This is a genomic window from Paenibacillus sp. BR1-192 (assembly GCF_029542445.1).
Lineage (GTDB): Bacteria > Bacillota > Bacilli > Paenibacillales > Paenibacillaceae > Paenibacillus_AQ > Paenibacillus_AQ lautus_A.
The window spans coordinates 517,649-537,744 of record NZ_CP120718.1; the positions used below are offsets into that span (position 1 = coordinate 517,649).

The window sequence follows — 20,096 nt, forward strand, 5'->3', positions numbered from 1 at the left end:
CCCGGTTTTTATCGTCCATAAATCTCCAATCTTATTTTTGAGAAGACGTTATCCCGCTGGGCGGAGATTGTATCATAGGAAAGCTATCAGCAACATATCGATGATGATTAAGGTTTATTGAAAAATCGCCCCATCGGCATCTCTCTCGTAAAAGTGATCCATCCATACTTATATTTCACTTCAATCTGCGTGATGGGCTGATTGTTATAAAGACGGATGCCGTAATTAAGCGGAATCCGCGAACCTTGATCGAGGGCGGCTCTCTTCTCGTCCGGCATGAGCTCGGGCTTTAACGGCACCTCCCGAATATCGACGAATTCGATATCGGGATCTTCATCAAGGCCTTCGCCGCCGACCAGATGAAGGGAATAACTGACGCCCAGTTCGGCCTTGGCGGGCTTCATGCCATCGTTCACCCGCACATCCAGCAGCTTCACATCGGCGAATCCCTTATTCATCACCTCGAAGATCATGGTATTTTCATCCGCAGAGGACGTAAATCCACCCACCTTGATGGGCGTGGGGCGAAGGAACAGCAGGCATAGAAGGATGGACGAGAGGAGCAGCCCCAGGCTCCAATACCCGAGCCGGCGGAGATGTTTGGATTTAGGTTTCATGGCAGAGCAATCTTCCTTCTCTTATTAAATAGACAGCTTTACAACGGATTTGCCTGCCTCAATATCCGCTTTCATCGATAACAGATATTTCCGGGTGCGTTCATCCATCTCATTCCAATTTACGAATTTGGCGAAGTAGGCATAGGAGTAGATATTACGAAAGTCGATGAACAACGGGATCCGCTGGATCCATTCCTCGCTCAGCGTATTCTCTTGAAGATAGCCGGACAAGAACGAGTCGAAGAATCGGGCCACAAACTCGGCTTTCCGGTTTTCCGAAACCGTCTGAACCGCATGATAGATGGCGATGGCGATATCGTAGGCGAACCAATGGTACGAGACATCCCCGAAATCGAAAAAGATGATCTCCCCGTTATGTACGTGAAAGTTGTGATGGTGGAGGTCATTGTGGACGATGCCGTAGCCTTCCTCATCCTGCGGGAGGGACTCCAATTCCTTAAGATACTGCGTCCACTGCGTATGGACTCTTTCACCTGCAGCCTCCGGGAACGCATCGGTAAAAATCACATGATCATTCCACTGGGGAAACGCCATTCGATGCACGAGTGAGGAAGCGGTGGCGTCCTTTTTGCCGAGCTTATGCATACGGCCCATCCCGCGTCCCCACTGCTTGATTATCGCAAAATCCGATGTTACATCCGTTAACGGGCTGCCGGGAGCCTTCGTAAAGGCAATGACATGGTATCGCTTGGATTCATGGGTTACCTCTTCAATAAGAAGATCCTGAGCAGATCGAATGGACACCGCCATGTTCAGACCCTGCTCGGCGAGATAGGCCATCCACGTCAGCTCGCGAATGATCGAGGCTTTGCGGTATTTGGACGCGTCCAGGAATTTCATAATGAAGCGTCGTCCGTCTTCACCGTTGTATTCAAATACATTCTGATCGAATCCCCCAAGTAACTTCAGCGAATAAGAACCTCGGCCGAATCGTTCGGCCCCTTGATCCAAGACAGCCTGTTCCATGGAAAGTCCCCTTTATCGTATTCTCGATATGATGCTCATGCTTACATACCGGAAGGTTACTGTACTCACTACCAACTACAGTCTAACGAAGATGGCGGGTGGTTGCAAAGAATGGGAGGGCATACGAAAAAGGGCGCTCCCTTAGGAGCACCCTTACATTTCTTTATCAACCTTCGAATTTCTGCGCCAGCTCACGGAAATTCAGCTCCTTCGTGCTGGACAGCACGATATCCGCATGCGGGAAATGCGCGGCGTTGCCGATCGCGACGGCGAACATGCCGGCGCCCTTGATGGCGTCAACGCCGGAGGCGGCATCCTCCACGCCGATGCAGTCGGCAGGCTCTACGCCAAGCTCTGCGGCAGCGGTGAGGAATATTTCCGGGTCCGGTTTATTGTTCTTCAGCTTGGTTACGTCGACGATCACGTCGAACTGGTCCATGACCCCAAGCCGTGTAAGCACGGCGATGGCGTTTTTGCTGGCGGACGCGATGCCGGTCTTCAGGCCGGCCGACCGGATGTCTGAGACAAACTTCGTTATCCCTGGCAGCAGGTCGGCTGGCGTGATCGTTTCGATCAGCTCGACGTACCGCTTATTTTTGCGGTCAGCCAGCTGTACCAGCTCTTCATCGGAATAGTTTACAGGCGTCTCCGCCTGGCTTAACAGGAGCTTCAGGGAATCCATGCGGGATACCCCTTTGAGATTCTCGTTGAATTCTCTCGTGAAGGGAATGCCCAGCTCGGTTGCCGTGGCTTTCCATGCCTGATAATGATACTCCGCGGTATCGGTAATGACGCCGTCCAAGTCAAAGATGACAGCCTTCAGCTTGCGTGTTTCATTCATATCTTATAGCTCCTTTTTGAGATATCAGAAAGTATAAGCCCGAAACGGGGACTTCCGGATAACGCAAGAAAAATGACGGTTTATCGCGGTCTGTTTTCATAGAAAACTATGTCGAAAAATTTGACGATCGATCGTTTTCCTCGCAAACCGGGAGTGATGCCCTACGTTTAGGGAAGGCAAGCATCTAATGCCTAAACATCGTTATTTGCTCTGCAGCGCATGTTTCACAGGTTTCCCGGCTTCAAGCGTTATGGCCTCGTCGTACAGCTTGATCTCGATGGAATCGCCTTCGACGATCTCCAAGGTCACGCCGTCCTTTTCGATGGATACGCCGATGAGACGGCCGCGGAAGTTCAAGCGGAACGCATACTTCTCCCAGTCCTTCGGAATGGCCGGGGAGAGGGAAAGTCCGCTTTCCTTCAGACGCATGCCGGCAAAGCCGTAGACGATCGACATCCAGGTACCGCCCATGTTGGCCATGTGCAGGCCGTCCTTCGTATTGCCGTGCGTATTGTCCAGGTCGAGGCGTGCCGTCTCGATGAAATACTCATACGCTTTGTCCATATTGCCGATCTTTGAGGCCATGATGCTGAAGATGCAGGAAGACAGCGACGAATCATGCGTCGTGATGCCTTCATAGTAATCATACGAACGCTGGATCGTTTCCAAGCTTTGCTCGTCTTCCAGCAGGAAGTGGGCGAGCACCGTATCGGCTTGTTTGCACACCTGATAACGGTAAATGGTGAGCGGGTGATAGTTCAGCAGCAGCGGATATTTGTCCTCCGGCGTGTTCTCGAAATCCCATACCGCTTTGCGAAGGAACGTATCGTCCTGCGGGTTAATGCCGAGTGCTTCATCATACGGGAGCAGCATGGCGTCCGCCGCCTTCGCCCAAGCGGAAATTTCATCCGCGGTTACGCCAAGTCGGCCGCACAGGGATTTGAAGCCTTGCGCATCGTGGGATTCCAGAATGGCGCAGCTTTTGGCGGCCCATTTCAGGTTATGCTTTGCCATGACGTTTGTGTAATAGTTGTTGTTCACGCAGCAGGTATACTCATCCGGCCCCGTCACCTCATCGATATGGAAAGCGCCGTTATAATAGTGGCCGATGTCGGCCCACAGGCGGGCGGTTTCGATCAGCACCTCGGCCCCGTAGGACAAGAGGAAATCCCGGTCCTGCTCGGCGAGATAATACTGAATATAGCTGTAGGCGATATCTGCGCTGATATGGTATTGCGCCGTTCCCGAAGGGAAGAAGGAGGAGCATTCCGTTCCGGAGATCGTGCGCCACGGGAACAGCGCCCCTTGCCGGTGTCCCATTTCCCGCGCTCTGTCTCTCGCCTGCTCCAGCGTGGAATAACGATACAGCAGCAGCTGGCGCGCAATGTCCGGCTGCGTCATCAGAAATACAGGGAACATGTAAATCTCCGTGTCCCAGAAATAATGGCCTTCATAACCTTCGCCGCTCAGTCCTTTGGCGGAAATGTTGCTGTGCTTGTCCCGTCCGGCGGATTGCAGCAGCTGGAATAGATTGAAGCGGATGCCTTCCTGGAGCTGGTCATCGTTCTGAATCACGACGTCGGCCGATTTCCAGTAGTCGTTCAGATACTCGCCCTGCTCGGCAAGCAACTGCTCGAACGAAGTATCCTTCAACTCCTCCTGCAGCTGAATGCCGCGCTCGATCATCTCTTGCCCGTGACGAAGACTGTCGGTATACAGATTGTATTTCGTAAAGTGGATCGGTCCGGTCAATGGAAGGACAGCCGTGAACGTAACCTCTCCGGTTCCGGCTTCGAGCTGAATGTCCGCATCGGCATTCAAGCGATGACGGGTCACGCAAGCGGCACGCAGCATGGACGCCATCGTCTCGTCTACGACATAGGCATCGCTGCCCTTGACGCCGGCATCGATGACGGTCATCCGTTCCGCATGCCCTGCGCCTACCCGGGGATCGTTGGCATTGGTGTAGTTCTTCACTTTGCCGTTCACGGTGGAAACGATGCGAACCTGGCCGTTGAAATTGACCGGCTCCATCCGAACGTCGATGGCGAACAGCTCCCGGTGCGAGAAGGACACCAGACGGCGGAAGGTCAGCTTGATCTCTTTGCCCTCGGGCGATTTCCACTGCACGATTCGTTCGGAGTACCCCTTGTCCATATGCAAGCGGCGTTCATGGGCAGTGATCGTTCCGTGATCCAGGCGGAAGGGTTCTTTCTCGTCGCCTAAATAGATCAGGACCGTTTGGGCATCAATATTGTTAACGAGCTTTTGCTGTGTATCGGGAAAGGCGAAGAGCTTCTCGCCGTAAGGGATTTCAATCACGTCGTGGAAAGCGTTCAGGTAGGTGCCGCGAATGGTGGACAGGCGATCTCCGTAGCCTTCTTCGAAGTTGCCGCGCACACCCAGGTAACCGTTGCCGAGTGCAAAAATACTTTCCATATTCAGCAGGGCTTGCTGCGACAAATCAGGATTTGATATATTCCAGGTCATGGTCTACACTTCCTTCCTAGCATGGTTATGCTTGAATTTTAGAGCCAATCGGAGTTATGTTATACTAAAATATCAAGGTTTTTATCAATATTTTTAGGTGGTGGGGAAATAATGAAAGAGCCTTCACGTTCTGGAAACCAACCCTTTTACCTTTCTTCCCGCATGCATTATTTGCGCGAGAATTTTATCCATCCCCCGTTCGACTATGAGCACGAGCTGCTGGAAGCGATCCGCTTCGGCGATGAGAATAGAGCCATGGACATGCTGCGCAAAATTAACGAGCTGGAAGCGGCCGTGCTGGCGACGTATCCGCTTCGATCGAAGAAGAATGCCTTGATTGCCTCCTGCACCTTATTTACCCGGGCCATTATCAAAGGCGGCGTGGATCCCGAGATCGCCTTTCATTTAAGCGACACGCTGATCCTCGAGATCGAGCGAATGAGCGATGTGGAGCGGCTGGTTCATTTTGAATATGAGATGCTGGTGCAGTTTGTGTCGATGATCCGCTCCGAGAAGGAAGACGTGTCGTTCTCTCACATTGTGAACCTGGCGATCTATTACATCCGGGAGCATATTTTCGAGGAGCTGACCCTGCAGAGGGTCGCGGAATATTTGAAGGTCCACCCGAGCTACCTGTCCGATCGTTTCAAGCGGGAGACGGGCGAAGCCATAACCACCTTTATTAATCGGCGGAAGATTGAGGAATCCAAGCATTTGCTGGCTAATACGAACCAGTCGATATCCGAAATCGCGTTTACGTTCAAGTTCTGCAGCCAGAGTTATTATACGCAATTATTCAAGAATTTTACGGGAATGACGCCGAGAAAATTCCGAATAAGCGGAACGGCGCGGTAAAGGACGATCCTATCGAACAACGAGAAAAGAGAGACGCGGCCCATGAAGAAACTAAAGCAGAAAATGCTTCACTTAAGTCTGGAGAAGAAACTGATTGCGGCGTTCTCCGCCTTCATCATCGTTCCCCTCCTTCTGATCGGCGGCATCGTATCCTGGGTCTACGTGGAGAATAATCGGAGCACGATGATTGATGCCGCCGTGGAGAACAACAAACAAATCATGAAAAATATCGATACCTCCCTGCAGCCGCTGCTCCGGCTGTCCATGTTCCCGATCCAGGACTCCACGGTGTACCCCATTATGCGGAAGGATTACGGCAAGGTGACGTATCCATTGCTGGAGCGGGGGCAGGATTTCGATAAAGTGAACGGCTTGATCCAGAGCGGGATCATGCTGTATTCGGACTTGATTGACTCCGTGGTTATCTACCACGAGAACAGCCGGTCCATCATCGGCCGAAGCAACCGGGAATATATGAACTTCGCTTATTTCAAGGAGCAGTTTACCCGCGAGCCTTTTGTCCGGAAGATCAGGGAAGCATATGGCGGCTTTGTCCCGGTAGGGATTCATCAGGAGCGACTGCTGTCAACGAAGGGAATTCCGGTCGTGTCAGTGGGCAGGGCCATCTTGGATCCGTACACGAAGGAGGATCTCGGGTTTATCCTTTTTAATATTTCGGTGGATAAACTCAAGACGCTGTGGAGCGAGTCGGCATTTTCCGAGAATACGAATTTTTACTTGATCGACGAAACCGATCATATCGTGCACAGCGTTCACCCCGAGGAAATCGGACTGGCGGCGTCCGAGGTATTGGGAAGCGACTTTCAATATAACGCGGACGGCCAGGTCAACACGCAGATCAGTCGGGATACCTACATGATTTCTTCTTCCTCTTCCATGGCGAATTGGAAGGCGGTCACGGTCATCCCGAAGAAGGATTTGTTCTCGATCGTGTACCTGATGGTGGCTATTCTGATCGGTGCGTTGATCCTGCTGCTCGTGCTGTCCATCCTGATCTCGGCCCGGATCGCCACCACGATCATGAAGCCGCTGGCGGTGCTGAACAGCAAAATGAAGCTTGTCTCCCAAGGTCAGCTTGACGTAAGCTTTGATACAAAGCAGCACGGCGAAATCGGGGTGATTAGTCATACCGTGGACCAGATGCTGCACGAAATTCGCGATTTAATCGAGCGGATTTACGTGGAGGAAGAGGAGAAGCGGAACCTGGAGATGAATGCGCTGCAATCGCAGATTCGTCCGCATTTTATCTACAACACGCTGAACGTGATCAAGTGGATGGCCAAGATTCAGGGGGCAACGGGCATTGAAGAAGCGCTGCAGGCTTTCTCTTCGGTCATCAAGTTTACGGTGAAGAAGGAAGGCGACTACGTGACCATTGCAGAGGAAGTCGAATTCATGGAGAACTATACGAAAATTCTCGATTTCCGCTATTTTAATAAATTTGATGTCACGTACGAGGTGGATCCGGCCGTAATGAATCATAGGACCTTGAAGTTTCTGCTTCAGCCCCTTGTGGAGAACGCGGTTTTCCATGGCTTTGAAGGCATCGATTACAAGGGCAGCCTTGTCATATCGATTTATGAGGAATCGGATGCGCTGATCATGAAGGTATGCGATAACGGGCGCGGTTTTCCGGAGGGTGGACAGGCGAAGGTGGAGCAGGAAGGTCCGCAGGATACCTTCAACTCGATCGGACTGAACAATATACGGAACCGGATATCCCTTCATTTCGGGCCCGAGTACGGCCTGTGTATCCAAAGGGGAGAACAGGGCGGAACGGTCGCATGGCTTCGGGTTCCGATCATCACAGAAGAAGCAGGGTGATAGAAAGTGCGAATACTTATAGTAGATGACGAGCCGCTCGTTCGGATCGGGATCAAATCGGCGATTGACTGGGAAGCTCAGGGCGTGGACATTGTCGGTGAAGCGGGCGACGGCGAAGAAGCGCTGCGTCTGATAACGGAAACGGTGCCGGACGTGGTTCTGCTGGATATCAAAATGCCGAAGATGGACGGGCTCGAGGTGCTCCGGACGATTAAGGACCGGCAGATCCCGGTTCAAACGGTCGTGTTGAGCAGCTTCGATGATATTGCCTACGTGAAGGAAGCGTTGAAACTGGGGGCTTTTGATTATTTCCACAAACCCGACATGAATGAACGCGAGCTGACTGCGATGCTGAAGAGCGTCCGGGAGCAGTTTGGGAGCCGGGGGATTCCGGCTCAAGTCGGGCCGGCTACGGCGGGCAACCGGAAGGAGCAGATATTATTTGACGCTCTCCGAGGCCATGTTCATGATCTGCATGAAACGGAGCTCAAAGAGGGCAATATGTACGTCGTCCTTTTCAGAATCAAAGATTATCACACGGTTATCAAAAGGTACGCCAAGGAAACCGAGTCGATCCTGCCGAATACGGTGCAGAACGTCGTCAGCGAGATTCTGTCCACGGAGAAGGAAGTCGAATATCTTCAGCTGGATGAACAGTGCAGTGCCGTATTCATCAGCAACAGCGAGCTGAAAAGCCTGCTGGCCTCGTTGACGCGCGTCAATAAAATGGTGCAAATGATCAGTTCGGCGCTCAAGCGGTTTGTCAATATCGACATCGTGCTGGGCATCAGCGACTGGTTTGCCGATTTCGACGGCATTCGGACGGGCTACGAGCAGGCGGGCAAAGCGCTGTCCCATCGATTCTACCACCCGGATACGTCGATCTTTTATTATCAGCATCTGAAACAGAAGGGTGAGCACGTCTATAGACAGGCCGATGCCTATTTAAGCCAGATGAAGTCTGCCCTCAGGGAGGAGGCGAACGAGCGCTTCCTGGAGCTGCTGTCCCAGTGGGAGAGGTTTCTGGCGCAAGAAGAATGCATGGAAGAGAAGGATGTCCGCAAGGTATACGAAGGTCTGCTGTTTATGATCGGAGAGGGCACGGGTGTACCGGGCGGGGGAGACGTTCAAGAAGAAACATCGGCCTTTGAAGAGATCCATGAGTTCGGGCAGCTGTCGGCCGCATACCGTGCCTTGTTCGAGGAGCGGCTCAAGAATCGCAGCCATCTGGAGCTGAGAGGTTTCAGCCAGCTCACGCGCAATATTATGGAATATACGGAGGAGCACTACCCGGAGAGCCTTTCCTTGAAATTGTTCGGGGATTTGTTCCACGTCAGTCCGAATTATGTCAGCCGATTGTTTAAGCAAGAGGTCGGTCAGGGCCTGTTCGATTATATTAACGAGCTTCGGATCGAGAAGGCGAAGGTGCTCCTCAAGGACTATCGCTACAAAATTTATGACGTTGCCGAGATGGTGGGATTCAATAATCAGGCCCATTTCGCCATTGTATTCCAGAAATACACAGGCTTTTCTCCTAAACAATATAGGAAAGATGAAGTGTGATATTAGAGAAGAAAGTGTGATTTTTCATAAAAACGCTCGTGCAGTGCAATCTATTTATAAAAAAATAGTCAATTTTAAAAAATTAATCATCATTTGATTAATTTTTTTTGTTGTCCCGGCTCTTTATCATGAAGATGTAAGGTAAAACGAAAAGAAACGTGGGGGGTAGCATCATGGGTAAATGGAACAAGAAGTTTTCGGCCATGCTGGTTTTGTGCCTGGCTCTTGTTGTGGGTTTAACCGCTTGCGGCGGCAGTAAAAGCGCTGACAATACAGATAATGGAGCCGGAGACGCTGCTGAAAAAGTAACGGTGAATTTCGGATTCTGGGGTACGGCGCAGGATTTGGAGATTTATCAGAAAGCGGCTGACACCATCTCCGAGCAGTATCCGGAGATCGAACTAAAAATTAAACAATATCCGAGCAGCGAGCAATTCTGGAACACGCTTCCGGGTGAAATTGCTGCGGGCGTAGCGCCCGACTTCATCAAGATGTCCAACGAAGGTGCTTACGAGTACATCAATAAAGGGCTGTTCTCGCCGATCGACGATCTGGTTCAAACCACGGGCGTGGACATGAGCCGTTTCCCGGATACATCGAAGAAAATCTGGAACGTGGACGGCAAGCAGTACGGCGTGCCGAACAGCGATATGCCGGCGATGTTCTTCATCAATGAGCAAATGTGGAAGGATGCCGGCCTCGGCGAGTACCCAACCACATGGGATGAAGTTATCGATGCGGCCAAAGTGCTGAACAAAGGCGATGTGAAGGGCATTATCGTGAACCTGGATGCCTTCCATATCACGAACTACGTGAAGAGCTTCGGCGGCGGCTGGGGCAATGGTGCGACCATCAACTCCCCAGAGAACGTCAAAGCGCTGGAAATGATCATCGACATGTATGACCAAGGACTGGCGGTTACGCCGAAATCGCTCGGCTTCGGCTGGGACGGCGAAGTATTCAGCAATGGGCAAGGCGCAATGAGTACAGGCGGTTACTGGTACAAAGGGTACCTGAAGGATGCGAATCCGGACCTGAAAATGGTGGCCATTCCGGTTCCGAAAGGAACGACGAACGGAAGCACCATGAGCTCTGACGCTTACATGGTATTGAAAGACGCGAAGAACAAAGAAGCTGCGCTGAAGGCTGCTTATTACATGACCAACGACGATACGCAAACCGCATTCATGGAGCTTGGCTTCAATCCGGCCGTATCCTCGCTGTCCGAGCAGTATTTCGAGAAGAACCCTGAATTCAAGGCGCTGCAGCCTGCGCTGGAGTACAGCACGGACTATGGGTACCCAACGGATACCAAGCGCTTTACGGATGAGCTCGTGAAAGAATTGGAAGGCCTGATTCTGGGCGGCTCCGGTAAAACGGCTCAGCAAATTCTCGACGACATTCAAAGCCAGTTCAAATAAGAAAGAGGCAACACCCGCTCCCGCTCCTTGTTATCAGGGGAGCGGGAGCCTTTGTTCACACCACTTTGTGGGGGTTTCTCATGAACCAACCAATTTAAGTTTGGAAGCGGGGGATAACTTATGTCCGATTACAGCAGCAAGCACGCTGATATGAAAGGGAACAAGACCAGGCAATCCTGGTTCCGTTCGCTGGCAGACTCCGATAAGACGCTGGGCTGGTTGTTTACGCTGCCCTTTTTGATTTTGTGGGCATGGTGGTTTCTGTATCCATTCATCCAGTCTTTCGTAAGAAGTTTTCAGGATGCGAACTTTGCTGCCCTGGACCAGGCCAAATTCATCGGCCTCGAAAACTATGTCACCATTCTGCAAGATAAAGAATTCTTCCGGGCGCTGCTTCACTCCCTGGAAATCGTGGTCATCTCGATTCCGATTCAGACCCTGCTCGGTCTGCTCTTGGCGATCCTGGTGAACCAGAAGCTGAAGGGCAAGGGGATATTCCGGACCGTGTTCTTCATTCCTTATATTACCTCGCAGATCGCGATCACGACCGTGTTCATGATGCTCTTCAAGCAGGGCACCTTCCTGACGAAATTTTTCGGAGCTTTAGGCTTCGGGAACGTGACTTGGTTTGCGGATACCAGCTATGCGCTCTTATTCGTATGTATTCTGTTTATCTTCCAGCAAGCCGGCTTCACCATGATTGTGTACTTGTCGGGCCTGCAGGAAATTCCGAAGGATCTGTATGAAGCGGGCGAGATCGACGGGGCGTCCAAGTGGAACAAATTCCGCTACATTACGGTGCCGTTCCTGAAGCCGATCACGTTCTTCATCGTGTCGGTGTCGACGATCGCCGGTTTCCAGATCTACGACCAAATTGCCGCGATTTCCCGTTATGGCGCGCTCGGCTCGCCGGCCGGCGCTACCAGCACGGTGGTAACGTATTTCTACCAGCACGGGATCCGTTACATGAACATTGGATACGGAAGCGCGGCGGTGGTGCTGTTCTTCATGATCATCATGCTGATTACGTACCTGCAAAAAAATTCCTGGATGAGAAGGAGTGAGAGTAATGTTGACCCGAACGAATAAAGGTCGGCCGTTTCTGTACATCGGCACGATCATCCTGGGGCTCTTATTCGCCCTTCCTTTTCTCTATACCATCTATACGTCCGTCATCCCGATGCGCCATGTCAATACCCTGACGTCGCCGGCCAACTGGACGTTCGAGAACTTCAAAATCTTCTTCACGAACGATGCGTACAACGTGCCGAGATGGTTCATGAACACCGTGATCATGACCGGCGTCGTTGTCATCGGGAACCTGATCATTAACCCGATGGCCGGCTTTGCGCTGGCCAAGCTGAATTTCAAGGGAAAAGGACTGATATACTGGATCGTCGTGGCCACCATGATGGTGCCGTACCATATGATCCTGATCCCGGTATACGTGAACGTGGCGCAGCTCGGATGGCTGAACACGTTCTGGGGATTGACGGTGCCCTTCCTCTATCAAGGCTTGTACATCTTCATGCTCCGCCAGTTCTTCATCTCGGTTCCGAACGAGTTCCTGGAGGCTGCGCGGATGGATGGCTTGACGAAGATGGGCGCTTTCTGGCGGATCGTGTATCCCCTGGCCCGCTCATCGCTGATTACGATGTCGATCCTTGCATTTGCCGGAACCTGGAACAGTTACCTCGTTCCGAGCACGCTGGCGAATACGCCGGAAATGTATGTGCTGGTGGTCGGCCTGAACAGCGTGAAGGATATGTTCTTCGAGAATACGCCGATGATCATGGCGGGGGTCGTGCTGTCCACGCTGCCGATCATCCTGTTCTTCTTCCTGTTCCAGCGCCAATATATCGAGGGGATTTCGAACGCAGGCGTCAAAGGCTGATATAGAAGCATCGGGAGGGATTAGACATGGATAACGTGGAACAGCGTGCGAAGGACCTTCTCGCGCAGATGACCTTGGCCGAGAAGATCGGTCAAACGGTTCAGTACGGCCGGTGCGAGGAGCGGGAGCTGAAGCTGGTTGCCGAAGGCAAGATCGGGTCGCTGTTGAATGTGCATGGTCCGAAAAAATCAACGAGCTCCAGCGGCTGGCCGTGGAGGAAACGCGGCTGGGGATTCCTCTTCTCATCGGGGATGACGTCATTCACGGTTTTCGCACCATCTTTCCGATTCCGCTCGGCGAAGCCGCCAGCTGGGATCTCGACGGGATGGAGGAGAACGCCCGCATTGCGGCAGAAGAAGCGGCAGCGGAAGGCATCCGCTGGACTTTTGCCCCGATGGTGGACGTGACGCGCGACCCCCGGTGGGGCCGCATCGCGGAGAGCACGGGGGAGGATGCCTATCTGTCCTCCCTGGCCGCTGCCGCCAAGGTAAGAGGATTTCAAAGTCCAAACGGGGACGGTAATCCGACCGTAGCGGCTTGCGTGAAGCATTTTGCCGGTTATGGCTGGATTGAAGGCGGCCGGGACTATGATACGACGGACATGTCGGAGCGGACGCTGCGGGAAACCGTGCTGCCGCCGTTCGAGCACGGGATTCGGGCAGGCGCTCTGTCGGTGATGAGTGCTTTCAGCGAACTCAATGGGGTTCCCGCTTCCGGAAGCCGCTATCTGCTGCGGGATATATTGAAGCGGGAGTGGGGCTTTGACGGCATGGTGGTCAGCGACTGGGAGTCGATCGAAGAGCTGATCTACCATGGCTATGCGGAGGACCGGAAGGATTCCGCGTGGAAGGGGCTTAACGCCGGCGTCGACATGGACATGCATTCCGGCGTCTATCTCGATCATCTGGAGGCGCTGGTCCAGGATAACCCCGAGCTGCTTCAGCTGTTGGATGACGCGGTGCTTCGCATTTTGAGGGTGAAATTCCGCCTCGGATTGTTCGAGAACCCGTATGTAAGCGATGAAGGCGAAGAAGCCGGAGATCTGCTGAAAGGGCGGGCCATTCCAGCGGCGCACCTGGCCCAGGCCAGGGACAGCGCCCGGAAATCGATCGTGCTCCTGCAGAATCGCGGCGGGATGTTGCCGCTGGATACCGGCAAGCACAGGAAGCTGGCCCTGATCGGGCCGCTGGCCGATGATCGCCATAATTCAATGGGCTGCTGGGCTTGGAAAGGCCGGGATGAGGACGTTGTCACGGTGCGGGATGCTTTTCAATCGGAAATCGCACCGAAGGCCGAGGTGTTATACGAGCAGGGCAGCGGCATACTGGAGGATCTGGACGGCGGAGTCGAGCGTGCCGTTCAGCTTGCCAAGCAGTGCGATGTCGCCGTGGTCGTTGTCGGCGAATCCGAAGCGATGACCGGCGAGCACTACAATGTGACGTCCATTACGCTTCCATCCTGCCAGGAGCACCTGATACGGGAGCTGAAGCGTCAGACTGACACGCCGGTCGTCGCCGTGCTGATGAACGGACGGCCGCTTGCGACTCCATGGCTGCATGAGCAAGCCGATGCCGTGGTGGAAGCTTGGCATTTGGGAACCGCCACAGGCCTAGCGCTTGTAGACGTGCTGACGGGCAAGTACAATCCGAGCGGTCGCCTGCCGGTTACCGTTCCGCGCGCGACGGGCCAAATTCCGATGTATTACAACCGGAAGAATACCGGGCGGCCCCATCTGTACGAAGATTATATCGATTGCGACGATTCTCCGCTGTATCCGTTCGGGTACGGCCTCAGTTATACAACGTTCGAATATACGGATCTGCAGCTGGATCGGCATCAGATCGGCCGGGACGAATCCGTCCGTGTATCCGTGAGCATCACGAATACGGGATCCAGAGCCGGCGAGGAAACCGCGCAGCTCTACATCCGCGACTTGGTGGCAAGCTCGACCCGGCCGGTCAAAGAGCTGAAGGGATTTTCCAAGGTGCGGCTGCAGCCTGGTGAAAGCCGTGAGGTACATTTTACTCTGGGACGTGAAGAATTGGGACTGCTGGATGAAAGGCTTGAATTTACGGTAGAGCCCGGAAAGTTCCATGTCTGGGTCGGACCGCATTCGGAGGAAGGACTGCAGGCTGAGCTTGAGGTTGTTGAATAAAGGGGGATTTATGCATGGACTACCGCGTAATTAAAGAAGGAAACGTGTTTTTTCTGACCGGGCTTAACGGAGATATCGTCCAGGGGGACGATCAGGGCCATGGTTTGTATACGAAGGATACGCGTTTTCTGAGCCGTATGGAGCTGTTCATCGATGGCGAGAAGCCTTCGCTTCTGTCCTCCACGGGGGATAAAAGCTATGTGGCCTCCTTCCGCCTGATGAAGGATGCCAAGGATGAAGGGGCGATCGAAGTGCTTCGGGAACGCTTCATCTATGATGGCGTCCTGTATGAGCGCTGTACGCTGACCAATTACTTTGTGACCGATTCGAATATCGAGTTCGGGGTTTCCTTCGATGCGGATTTTCAGGATATGTTCCTGGTCCGTAAATACCGTACGGGCGAAGTCGGCAAAATGGAAGGGATTCGGACAGGCGATCAAGAGATGACGCTGGCCTACGTCGGCGCCGACAAGCTGAGAAGGCAGACGCGCATTGCCTGGGATGCGGACGGCGGCAAAGCGGATGATACCGGCACGGTTTCGTTCTCCTTGTCCCTGAAAGCCAAAGAGCAGAAGGTGATTACGTTCTTTGTCACGCCGATGACGGAGCGGCAACCCGCAGCAGAGACGCTGACTTATGAAGAGGGGCTGAAGAAACTCGAAGCCTCGTACGAAGCTTGGTACGGAAACAGTTCGCAGCTCCAGTCGGATTCCGCGCTGTTCAGCGGCTTGTACCAGAGAGGATTGCAGGATCTGCGCATGCTGACGACGGATGCAGGCTTCGGCGATACAACGGTAGCCGGATTGCCGTGGTTCGCGGTTCCGTTCGGCAGAGACAGCTTGATCACGGCGCTGTTCATGCTTCCGGCGAACCCGCAGCTTGCCAAAGGAACCTTGAGAACGCTGGCGGCTTATCAAGGCGAGAAGACGGACCCTTGGCGGGATGAGCAGCCGGGCAAAATCATGCATGAGATCCGCTATGGAGAGCTGGTCACGACGAACCAGTCCCCGTTCTCGCCGTACTACGGCACCATCGATTCCACGCCGCTGTTCCTGGCGCTGATCGGCGAGTATTACCGCTGGACGGGCGATCTCTCCTTAGCGGAGGAGCTCAAGCCGAACGTGCTGCGGGCACTGGATTATATCGATGCCGCGCTCGAAGCGGGCTCCGGCTTCATGGCCTACAAGCAGGAAGCCGAGAAAGGCTTCCCGAACCAGGGCTGGAAGGATTCCGCCAACTCGATCATCCATGAGAACGGCGAGTATGCGGAATCGCCGATCGCGCTGTCGGAGGTTCAGGGTTACGTGTATCAAGCGAAGCAATCGCTGGTACCCGTCTTCGCGGAGCTGGGCGAGCCGGAACTGGCCCGCAAGCTGGAAACGGAAGCCGAGGAGCTTCGCGTCCGTTTTGAAGCGGCCTTCTGGATGGAGGATGAGCAGTGTTACGCCATTGCGCTGGATAAGGATCAACGCCAGGTACGCAGCGTAACCTCGAATCCCGGGCATCTGCTCATGAGCGGATTGCCGGAAGAGAGCCGCTCGAAGGCGCAAGCCGAGCGGATGCTTAGAAGCGACATGTTCAATGGATACGGCATCCGCACGATGAGTACTGGCTCCACCGGCTACTATCCGGTGAGCTATCACAATGGGAGCGTATGGCCGCATGACAATGCCATGATCCTGCTGGGTCTCGGCAAGCAAGGATTCAAAGCTGAGGCAAGCAAGGTGATTTCCGGCCTGCTCCAGGCATCCGCGCATTTTGAATACCAGCGTTTGCCGGAGCTGTTCTGCGGTCATGATGCGAAGCTGGGCCATCCCGTTCCGTACCCGACAACCTGTTCGCCGCAGGCTTGGGCGGCGGGAACCTCGATCGTCTTCCTGCAGGCGATGCTCGGATTGTATCCGAACGCGGCGAAGAAGGAAATCGCGTTGTCCCCGTTCCTTCCGGAAGGGATGAACGAACTGAAGGCCGAACGGATTGCGATCGGAAGCGGGCACCTGTCGGTAAGCGTTGTGCGTAAGGCTGACGGCAGCGCGTTTCATGTGGAAGTGCTTGAGAATACAACCGGATTTGACCTGGTTAGCTGATCTTATACAAGATTTGCTTTTGAACAACCTGTCTCTTAGTGCTTAAGGGTCAGGTTGTTTTTTTGTTGAAATATCAGGAACGTATGTTCTATAATAATGAGGTGATTTTGAACAGATTACTGTATACATACCGGATTGGAGAGAACCTATGAATTCCTATTGTACATATGCCCTACATCAGATCGAGGTGGCTGTCGTCTCGGTTGTCGCGATTATCGATAAGCTGGATGAACGGGATTTGCTCGTCAAGCCGACGGAAGGCAAACATTCGGTCGGAGAGCTGCTCAAGCATATCGCCGTCATCTGCCGGGCCGATTTTCATATATCCGGAGGAGCCACCCAAGAGGAGATGAGCGCCTATTACGCAGGCGTGTCGTTAAATAACCTGAAGGACATACAGGCGGAGTTATTGAGCAACTATTCATATCTGGAGCAGGCGTTCCGAGAAATGACGGAAGAGGAGCTTCATCAGGAGATGACCTCTTATTGGGGCGTCACCTATTCGAGGTACGAATGGCTGCTCGAAATCGTGGCGCACCTGTATCACCACAGGGGGCAGCTGCACGCGATGCTGGTTCACTGTAACGGGAAGGACCCGAAGGTTCCTTTGTTCGAATAGCTAGTGCTCTCTATATTCATCGACCCGAATTCCGCTTCCGGAATTCGGGTTTTTATATTTCTATAATGAAACTAGAAATTTATGTTACTATAACTGACATAATACGGCTATAATCATAATATTTTTGTTGAATACATTTAATTTATGTAAATATACCCTACATTGGACTATAATTATAGTCGATTAAAGAGTTATTATGTAATTATATATTACACAAAATTATGAGGAGTGATTAGCATGTCCAGATTAACCGGAGTCCTTTTCAAGAGCACGCTTGCATTTATCTTATTCACGACGACTTGGTTTATCTCCTTGGGGCAAGTCCCCAAGGCTTGGGCAGCCGGAACGCAAAACGGCAGCCTGGACCGGTTGGAATCCGTTCTTCGGCCTATTGTAAAAGCCGCAGCAGAAGATGGCATCGAGCTGTCTGTCGGCATTCAAGATCTTAGCGGTACATACGGCGGCGGGAAGATCCAGGTGGGATCATCGGATGTATACTATGCTGCCAGCACGATCAAGATCGCCATCGTAACAGCGCTGATGCAGGACATCGAAGCAGGGAAGTATGCGCTGGAGCAGACTATTCAGGTTCAACCGGAACAGGTTGTAGGCGGAGCCGGTTCGCTCAAGGACGGAAAATTCCCTCTGGATATCACAATCGAGTCTTTAGCGCGACTGATGATTACGCAATCCGACAATACGGCAACCAATGCCCTGATTGATCTCCTCGGGTTCGAGCGCATTAACGCTTTCATTGAGGAACAGGGATTTGAAACCATGCAGTTAGGTCGGAAAATGATGACGCCCGCAAAATCCCCTGCTGCTGATAATTATGTGGATGGGGAGGAGCTCCTGACGCTCCTTGAGAGAATCTATGCCGGCGAGATCTTAACCGCCAAATCGCGGGATCAGATCCTGGCCTGGATGAAGGCGCAGGAAGTGAAGACCAAATTCGGCGCGGCGCTGCCGGGTAAACCGATTGCTCACAAAACCGGGGAACTGGGCGATGTCAGCCATGACATCGGATATTTCCTCGTCCCCGGACGCGAAGCTGCCGTCACCGTATTAACGAAGGTCACTAAGCCTGAGGATGCGGGCAAAGCCCAGGAACTGGGCAACCCGGTCGTACAGCGTGCGGCCAAGGCAGTGTATAACTTCTTGATGGACACCCCGGCCCCGGCTGAAGCCGTATCGGCGGATACGTGGCCGGCCCTGTTGTTAGCCGTAAATCCCATTATTCGAGAAGCTGAGGACAAGGGGATCAGGGTTTCCGTAGGCTTGAAGGATCTAAGCGGCAAACCCGGCGACCGGGAGCTGCTTCTGGGATCCCGCCAATCCTATATGCCTGCCAGCACCATCAAGATGGCGCTTGTATCGGGCTTGATGAAGGAAGTGGACGCAGGCAAACTGACCCTGGAAGAGACGGTTAAGGTTGAGAAGGAAGATGTCGTAGGCGGAACCGGCTCCTTGCAAAAGGAAACTTTTCCGCAGGATGTCACCATCGAACGTTTGGCCAGGCTGATGATCACCCAATCGGATAATACGGCGACGAACGTGCTGATTGACGTGGTCGGATTGGATGAGGTCCAGAATCTGATGGATGAACTCGGTCTGGATGTCATGCATTTGGGACGGAAAATGTTCGCGGCCGCGCCTACGCCGGAGCAGGACAACTATATCGACGCGGAGGATTTGGTCCATCTGCTTGCCTACATTCATTCAGGTTCATTCTTGTCCGATAACTCCCGTGATCAGATCATCGACTGGATGAAAGCCCAGGAGGTGGACACCAAGTTCCGAGCAGCCCTCCCCGATGCACCGATTGCCCATAAAACCGGGGAGAATGCGAACGTGACCCATGATGCCGGATATTTTCTCGTGCCAGGCCGGGAAATCGCCATTTCGGTACTGACCGAAGTCACGACGACCAGCCGTTTTGACGAAGCCCAGGCTATCGGAAATCCGGTAGTACAGGAAATAGCGAAAGCTGTTTATGAAACGCTGGAATCCGAGATGACGTTCACGGATGTACCGGAGGATTACTGGGCGGCGCCTTTTATTGAAGGTGCGGTTGCGGCTTCCTTGGTGAATGGAAGCTCGGAGACGACCTTCGCGCCCGAGCGTCCGATCAGCCGTGCAGAGGCGGCCTCCATGCTTGCCCGTTCCTTGCAGCTGAAGCCCGGCCTGGCCTCCCCTCCATTCCATGACATTCCCGCCGACCGGTGGTATGCCGCGGATGTGGCGGCGGCTTATGCTTCAGGCATCGTCAGTGGACGGAGCGAAAGTGTCTTTGATCCGTACAGTCCGGTCAGCCGTGCCGAGCTGGCTGCGATGATGACCCGTGCTTACGAGTATGTGCATGACCCGCTGCCTGGATACGATGATGGGCTCTCCTTTAAGGATGCGAGCGAGATACCGGACTGGTCCAGAGAGTCTATCCTGAAGGCGGTCCAATTGGACTTTGTGAACGGCTACAGCGATGACACCTTCCGTCCGGACAGTATGGCATCAAGGGCAGAAACCCTCAAGATGATCGTGCACTTGCTGAGCAAATGAGTCCCGCTGATCCCTGCGTCCAAACCTCCGCACAGCCCGTGATCTGGAAGCCGCCTCGGTGCCTCGTGCGTAAGCCATCATTACACGCGGCGGGTGGGACAAGCGTCGTTATCTTTTGAAGGTGGCAAGAATATAGGAAAAGAGGTTTAGCCACACGACGTGCGCA

At 53.3% G+C, this 20,096-nt stretch carries 15 protein-coding genes; 10 read left to right on the plus strand and 5 right to left on the minus strand.

Features of this window, described 5'->3' with window-relative positions; all coding sequences use genetic code 11:
• Positions 1-107 precede the first annotated feature (107 nt).
• The 4 genes from P0X86_RS02250 to P0X86_RS02265 form a co-directional block, all read right to left on the minus strand.
• Positions 108-617 carry a hypothetical protein gene (locus P0X86_RS02250; protein WP_277747666.1) on the minus strand — a complete coding sequence of 170 codons (510 nt, stop codon included), beginning with the start codon at positions 615-617 and terminating at the stop codon, positions 108-110.
• A gap of 24 nt (positions 618-641) precedes the next feature.
• Positions 642-1,604, minus strand: coding sequence for a phosphotransferase enzyme family protein (locus tag P0X86_RS02255; protein ID WP_277747667.1), 963 nt, complete (start codon positions 1,602-1,604; stop codon positions 642-644).
• A 166-nt stretch (positions 1,605-1,770) separates the two neighbouring features.
• Complete coding sequence (gene pgmB / locus P0X86_RS02260) at positions 1,771-2,445, minus strand: beta-phosphoglucomutase (protein ID WP_277747668.1); 675 nt, start codon at positions 2,443-2,445, stop codon at positions 1,771-1,773.
• A 201-nt stretch (positions 2,446-2,646) separates the two neighbouring features.
• Positions 2,647-4,935 carry a glycoside hydrolase family 65 protein gene (locus P0X86_RS02265; RefSeq protein ID WP_277747669.1) on the minus strand — a complete coding sequence of 763 codons (2,289 nt, stop codon included), beginning with the start codon at positions 4,933-4,935 and terminating at the stop codon, positions 2,647-2,649.
• 111 nt (positions 4,936-5,046) lie between these two features.
• On the opposite strand from P0X86_RS02265, the gene P0X86_RS02270 reads away from it, so the two are divergent.
• The 6 genes from P0X86_RS02270 (at position 5,047) to P0X86_RS02295 (ending at position 12,513) form a co-directional block, all read left to right on the plus strand.
• The gene (locus P0X86_RS02270; protein WP_096774748.1) at positions 5,047-5,790 is read left to right on the plus strand and encodes a helix-turn-helix domain-containing protein; all 744 of its coding nucleotides are present in this window, start codon (positions 5,047-5,049) and stop codon (positions 5,788-5,790) included.
• Positions 5,791-5,832: 42 nt separating this feature from the next.
• Positions 5,833-7,635: a sensor histidine kinase gene (locus P0X86_RS02275; RefSeq protein ID WP_277747670.1), complete on the plus strand. Its 1,803-nt coding sequence runs from the start codon at positions 5,833-5,835 to the stop codon at positions 7,633-7,635.
• 6 nt (positions 7,636-7,641) lie between these two features.
• Entirely contained in the window at positions 7,642-9,198 is a 1,557-nt protein-coding gene (locus tag P0X86_RS02280; RefSeq protein ID WP_277747671.1) for a response regulator, read from the plus strand.
• A 173-nt stretch (positions 9,199-9,371) separates the two neighbouring features.
• A complete protein-coding gene (locus tag P0X86_RS02285) occupies positions 9,372-10,619 on the plus strand; it encodes an ABC transporter substrate-binding protein (protein WP_277747672.1) in 1,248 nt (415 codons plus the stop codon).
• Between the two features lie 120 nt (positions 10,620-10,739).
• The gene (locus P0X86_RS02290; protein ID WP_277747673.1) at positions 10,740-11,708 is read left to right on the plus strand and encodes a carbohydrate ABC transporter permease; all 969 of its coding nucleotides are present in this window, start codon (positions 10,740-10,742) and stop codon (positions 11,706-11,708) included.
• A complete protein-coding gene (locus P0X86_RS02295) occupies positions 11,689-12,513 on the plus strand; it encodes a carbohydrate ABC transporter permease (RefSeq protein ID WP_009593690.1) in 825 nt (274 codons plus the stop codon). Before P0X86_RS02290 ends, P0X86_RS02295 begins: the two co-directional genes overlap by 20 nt.
• A 20-nt stretch (positions 12,514-12,533) precedes the next feature.
• On the opposite strand, the gene P0X86_RS02300 is transcribed toward P0X86_RS02295, so the two are convergent.
• On the minus strand, positions 12,534-12,689 hold the full coding sequence (locus P0X86_RS02300; RefSeq protein WP_277747674.1) for a hypothetical protein: 156 nt from the start codon (positions 12,687-12,689) through the stop codon (positions 12,534-12,536).
• Positions 12,690-12,724: 35 nt separating this feature from the next.
• Between P0X86_RS02300 and P0X86_RS02305 the strand changes: the two genes are divergently transcribed.
• The 4 genes from P0X86_RS02305 to P0X86_RS02320 all read left to right on the plus strand — a co-directional run bounded on the left by P0X86_RS02305 (position 12,725) and on the right by P0X86_RS02320 (position 19,930).
• Positions 12,725-14,668 carry a glycoside hydrolase family 3 N-terminal domain-containing protein gene (locus P0X86_RS02305; protein WP_277747675.1) on the plus strand — a complete coding sequence of 648 codons (1,944 nt, stop codon included), beginning with the start codon at positions 12,725-12,727 and terminating at the stop codon, positions 14,666-14,668.
• 14 nt (positions 14,669-14,682) lie between these two features.
• Complete coding sequence (locus P0X86_RS02310) at positions 14,683-16,755, plus strand: amylo-alpha-1,6-glucosidase (protein WP_277747676.1); 2,073 nt, start codon at positions 14,683-14,685, stop codon at positions 16,753-16,755.
• Positions 16,756-16,903: 148 nt separating this feature from the next.
• The gene (locus P0X86_RS02315; protein ID WP_096774742.1) at positions 16,904-17,374 is read left to right on the plus strand and encodes a DinB family protein; all 471 of its coding nucleotides are present in this window, start codon (positions 16,904-16,906) and stop codon (positions 17,372-17,374) included.
• A gap of 237 nt (positions 17,375-17,611) precedes the next feature.
• Positions 17,612-19,930 (plus strand): serine hydrolase, encoded by a 2,319-nt coding sequence (locus tag P0X86_RS02320; protein ID WP_277747677.1) that lies wholly within the window; start codon positions 17,612-17,614, stop codon positions 19,928-19,930.
• Positions 19,931-20,096: the final 166 nt, after the last annotated feature.

Excerpts from the sequence above, each read along its gene's own strand:
- P0X86_RS02250 (WP_277747666.1), bottom strand. The coding sequence starts at position 617 with ATGAAACCTAAATCCAAACATCTCCGCCGGCTCGGGTATTGGAGCCTG.
- P0X86_RS02255 (WP_277747667.1), bottom strand. The coding sequence starts at position 1,604 with ATGGAACAGGCTGTCTTGGATCAAGGGGCCGAACGATTCGGCCGAGGT.
- pgmB (WP_277747668.1), bottom strand. The coding sequence starts at position 2,445 with ATGAATGAAACACGCAAGCTGAAGGCTGTCATCTTTGACTTGGACGGC.
- P0X86_RS02265 (WP_277747669.1), bottom strand. The coding sequence starts at position 4,935 with ATGACCTGGAATATATCAAATCCTGATTTGTCGCAGCAAGCCCTGCTG.
- P0X86_RS02270 (WP_096774748.1), top strand. The coding sequence starts at position 5,047 with ATGAAAGAGCCTTCACGTTCTGGAAACCAACCCTTTTACCTTTCTTCC.
- P0X86_RS02275 (WP_277747670.1), top strand. The coding sequence starts at position 5,833 with ATGAAGAAACTAAAGCAGAAAATGCTTCACTTAAGTCTGGAGAAGAAA.
- P0X86_RS02285 (WP_277747672.1), top strand. The coding sequence starts at position 9,372 with ATGGGTAAATGGAACAAGAAGTTTTCGGCCATGCTGGTTTTGTGCCTG.
- P0X86_RS02290 (WP_277747673.1), top strand. The coding sequence starts at position 10,740 with ATGTCCGATTACAGCAGCAAGCACGCTGATATGAAAGGGAACAAGACC.
- P0X86_RS02295 (WP_009593690.1), top strand. The coding sequence starts at position 11,689 with ATGTTGACCCGAACGAATAAAGGTCGGCCGTTTCTGTACATCGGCACG.
- P0X86_RS02300 (WP_277747674.1), bottom strand. The coding sequence starts at position 12,689 with ATGCACATTCAACAGCGACCCGATCTTGCCTTCGGCAACCAGCTTCAG.
- P0X86_RS02310 (WP_277747676.1), top strand. The coding sequence starts at position 14,683 with ATGGACTACCGCGTAATTAAAGAAGGAAACGTGTTTTTTCTGACCGGG.
- P0X86_RS02315 (WP_096774742.1), top strand. The coding sequence starts at position 16,904 with ATGAATTCCTATTGTACATATGCCCTACATCAGATCGAGGTGGCTGTC.
- P0X86_RS02320 (WP_277747677.1), top strand. The coding sequence starts at position 17,612 with ATGTCCAGATTAACCGGAGTCCTTTTCAAGAGCACGCTTGCATTTATC.